Here is a 3906-nt window from a genome sequence, read left to right on the forward strand (position 1 = left end):
ATTCAGGGAGCAAATACTCGGATATTTTTAAATGCGGTTGCCCTGCACAAAAAATACAAATGCCCTGTATCAAACGTTTGCACAAAAGAGCTCGATATTTTTATTGTAATTAGGCTAAAACGATAAATTGTATTATTAGTCAGTATGTTACCTTAGTGTATATTATACAATAGTCTGATTTACAGTAGATTTAACTTTATTTTATAGATTTTTAATCCCTACATTTGCAGCGTATATTTACAAAAATGATTCATTATAGCTATGATTACTTCAAAAAAAGCTATTCCGGAGCTAAATTACCTCTTTATTAAAAGAGCAAATAATGTACACTATCAAAAAAGCGTGGCAGAGCTGGTAGAACACGCGGTGATTAACGGTGAGGGGAGCCTTTCCGAGTCTGGTGCATTGGCCGCAGATACAGGCCGTTTCACGGGGCGTACTCCCGGCGACCGTTTCATTGTCGCGGATGAGTTAACGGAAAATACCGTATGGTGGGGTGACGTCAACCAGCGGATATCCAAGGCGTCGTTTGACCATCTGTTTGAAGCAGTAGGTGCCTACCTAAGTGGTCGGGACATCTTTGTCCGTGATGCGCAAGCCGGGGCCGACCCCGATTACAGTATCAGTATCAGGGTGGTTACCGAAACGGCTTACCAAAATGTGTTCGTCAACAACCTTTTCATCCGGCCGGCGTCGACCGATCCGGCCGCCAGGCCCGAATGGTCTATCCTCGCGGCCCCCGGCTATACGTGTCCCGACCCTGCTCGATATGGTTTGCACCATCCCAATTTCGTCATCATCAATTTCACGCAGCAGGTGGTGCTCATCGCCGGTACGGGCTATACCGGTGAAATAAAGAAAGGTATCTTTTCGGTAATGAATTTCATACTTCCATTACAAAAGCGGGTGCTGTCTATGCATTGTGCAGCCAATACCGATACAGCCGGGCATACCGCGTTGTTTTTCGGCCTGTCGGGTACGGGCAAGACAACGCTATCTGCCGACCGGGACAGGATGCTGGTGGGCGACGACGAGCATGGATGGAGCGACAACGGCATTTTCAACTTCGAAGGTGGGTGCTACGCCAAATGCGTCGGGTTGGACGAAGCCAGGGAGCCTGAAATTTTCCGGGCCGTACGCTTTGGCGCGCTCGTGGAGAATATCCGTTATGTTCCGGGCACGCGCCTACCAGATTACGACGATGTTTCCAAAACGGAAAATACCCGCGTAGCGTATCCCATCCACCATATTCTAGGCAGTGTAACGCTGGGGCAAGCGTCTGCACCAAGGGATATCTTCTTCCTTACGGCCGATGCGTTCGGTGTATTACCACCGGTGTCGCTGCTGTCTACCACCCAGGCGATGTATCATTTCATGTCGGGCTATACCGCCAAGGTGGCCGGCACCGAGGATGGTATCAAAGAGCCAAAAGCGGTTTTCTCGGCCTGCTTCGGTGAGGCATTCCTGCCTTTGCACCCGGCGCATTACGCCGAGCTGCTCCGGGAGCGCTTGGCGGGTAGCGCCATCAATGTATGGCTGGTCAACACAGGCTGGATAGCAGGCCCGTATGGCGTGGGGCGGCGTATCAAGCTAGCATACACCAGGGCTATCATCAAAGCGGCATTGAGCGGCGTATTGAAAGAATCGACGTTCCGTACACACCCGGTGTTTGGACTCCGTTACCCCACGGATTGCCCCGGTGTGCCGGAGGCCGTGCTCGACCCGGTGCAACTGTGGCCCGATGCGTGTGCATACTATGCAAAAGCCAACCAACTGGCAGGCCGTTTTATCGATAATTTCAAGCGGTACGGCGATGGTGTAAGCAAAGACGTGCTGGATGCGTCGCCGGTAATAATGGAATCTGCCTCGATGTTTTGATTGTTTAATGAATCCACGTAAGGCCCCTCGGAATCTTCTAGGGGCCTTTTTTACGGACCTGAAAATAATTTCAAAATAGCGCAAACGATTGTTTGACAAAATGATAAGGTTATTCGTACGCTAATTTGCATATTGCGGGTCAGTTAAACAGTAAACACCGGTTTATCTTTATGAATGATTTTAATCCAGAGCAGTTGGCCACGCTGGCAGGCGAATTTGATGTTAAAGGTGGAGTTGTAAAAGTTTCGCCCTTCGGGTCGGGGCATATCAACGATACATTTAGTGTGGAGACCGACGAACGGGGCACGAAGCGTTATTTGCTCCAACGGGTGAATCACCACGTCTTTAAGGACGTGCCGGCCGTGATGCAAAACATCCAACGGGTAACCGACCATTTGAAGGTGCGCTATGCTGCGGAGTTTGCGGATGCGGAGGGTAGAGACCTCGATAGGCGTGTGCTGACATTGATACCGACCAAGCGCGCGCAACCGTATTTCCAGGATGAAGGAGGGAATTTCTGGCGGATGTTTATCTTGCTTGATGGCACGCGCAGCTACGATATCGTGGAGACTCCGCAGCAGGCGCGGGAAGGGGGGCGCGCATTCGGCCAGTTCCAAAGGCTGCTGGCCGATTTGGATGTCAATCTTATTCATGAGGTGCTGCCCGATTTCCACCACATCGGAAACCGGCTGGGGCAATTGGGCCGTGCCGTCGCTGCCGATACCGTGGGGCGGGTTGGGTTGGTGCACGATGAATTGGCGTTTGTCGACGGAAGGCAGCAGCGTATGCATGCCATCCTGGATATGGCCGCCCAGGGCCGGCTACCCATACGGATTACACACAACGATACCAAATTCAATAACGTATTGCTCGATGCCAACGACCGGGCACAATGTGTGATCGATTTGGATACCGTAATGCCCGGCTATGTGGCCTACGATTTCGGCGACGCCATCCGGACCATTATCAATAGTGCTGCGGAAGATGAGGCCGATCTGGATAAAATCCAGCTCAATATCCCGCTTTTTGAAGCGTACGCCGAAGGGTACTTCGAAGAAGCCCATTATTTTTTGACTGCTGATGAGGTCAGCTCGTTGATGGAGGGCATATTCCTCTTTCCGTATATGCAGGCGGTGCGGTTCCTCACCGACTTCCTGGAAGGTGACCACTATTATAAGGTACACCACGCCAATCATAATTTACAGCGCACGCGGGCCCAGCTCAAGCTGGTGGGGGAGCTGGAAGCTCACGAGCAGGAATTGCGTGATATCGTCGGCCATGTGGCCAATCGTTACCAATTGCAGCGCAGCTAACCCATCGGAATTCAGACATGAATACACTAACTGTCCCCTTTCTGGAAGGAATCACCCCGCATACCACCGCCGAGGAGCTGTTGGCAGCCATGGCGCCGTTGGCAGCCACAGAGCTGCGCGAAGTGCCGTGGGGCCAGGCTTATCCCTACCGGCCGCTGGTTCACGTCAAGATTGCGCATACCACCATGGGGATCCTTCTGTATTATGAGGTGCAAGAGAAGCATGTGGTGGCGGTGTATAAACAGACCAACGACCCTGTCTACAAAGACAGTTGCGTAGAGTTTTTCCTTTCGGTAGACGGGTCGAATTATTATAATCTGGAATTCAACTGTATCGGGACCACGCTGATTGGGTATGGGCCGGCACGGCGGGCCGAGCGGAGGCGGTTGCCAAATGAAACAATCGAACAGGTGAAAGCATATAGCAGCATTTCGCCTGAAAAATTGGAAAACGGCGATACAGAGTGGCGGCTGATGCTGACCATTCCCTATACCGTATTTGAGGCCGATGCAATCAAATCGCTGGCCGGTATGCGGTGTAGGGGAAATTTCTACAAATGTGGCGACGACCTCCCCGAGCCGCATTACGTGGCGTGGAGCCCTATCGATAACCCCACACCTGATTTTCACCTGCCCCAGTATTTCGGTGAACTGGTGTTCCAATAAACTATATAGTCAACCCTTAAAAAGCCCAATATTTCTTTTTTGAAGTCAAT

General features: G+C 51.4%; 3 protein-coding genes. All 3 read left to right on the forward strand.

Annotated features, from left to right (window positions below):
* Positions 1-261 precede the first annotated feature (261 nt).
* Positions 262-1878, forward strand: coding sequence for a phosphoenolpyruvate carboxykinase (ATP) (gene pckA, locus NGM62_RS21590; RefSeq protein ID WP_262250378.1), 1617 nt, complete (start codon positions 262-264; stop codon positions 1876-1878).
* A 170-nt stretch (positions 1879-2048) separates the two neighbouring features.
* Positions 2049-3191 carry a phosphotransferase enzyme family protein gene (locus NGM62_RS21595; RefSeq protein ID WP_262250379.1) on the forward strand — a complete coding sequence of 381 codons (1143 nt, stop codon included), beginning with the start codon at positions 2049-2051 and terminating at the stop codon, positions 3189-3191.
* Positions 3192-3208: 17 nt separating this feature from the next.
* Entirely contained in the window at positions 3209-3856 is a 648-nt protein-coding gene (locus tag NGM62_RS21600; protein WP_262250380.1) for a carbohydrate-binding family 9-like protein, read from the forward strand.
* The last annotated feature ends 50 nt before the right edge of the window (positions 3857-3906 follow it).

The sequence above is a fragment of the Parapedobacter soli genome (assembly GCF_025460835.1).
In the GTDB taxonomy this organism is placed as follows: domain Bacteria; phylum Bacteroidota; class Bacteroidia; order Sphingobacteriales; family Sphingobacteriaceae; genus Parapedobacter; species Parapedobacter soli.

Excerpts from the sequence above, each read along its gene's own strand:
- pckA (WP_262250378.1), top strand. The coding sequence starts at position 262 with ATGATTACTTCAAAAAAAGCTATTCCGGAGCTAAATTACCTCTTTATT.
- NGM62_RS21595 (WP_262250379.1), top strand. The coding sequence starts at position 2,049 with ATGAATGATTTTAATCCAGAGCAGTTGGCCACGCTGGCAGGCGAATTT.
- NGM62_RS21600 (WP_262250380.1), top strand. The coding sequence starts at position 3,209 with ATGAATACACTAACTGTCCCCTTTCTGGAAGGAATCACCCCGCATACC.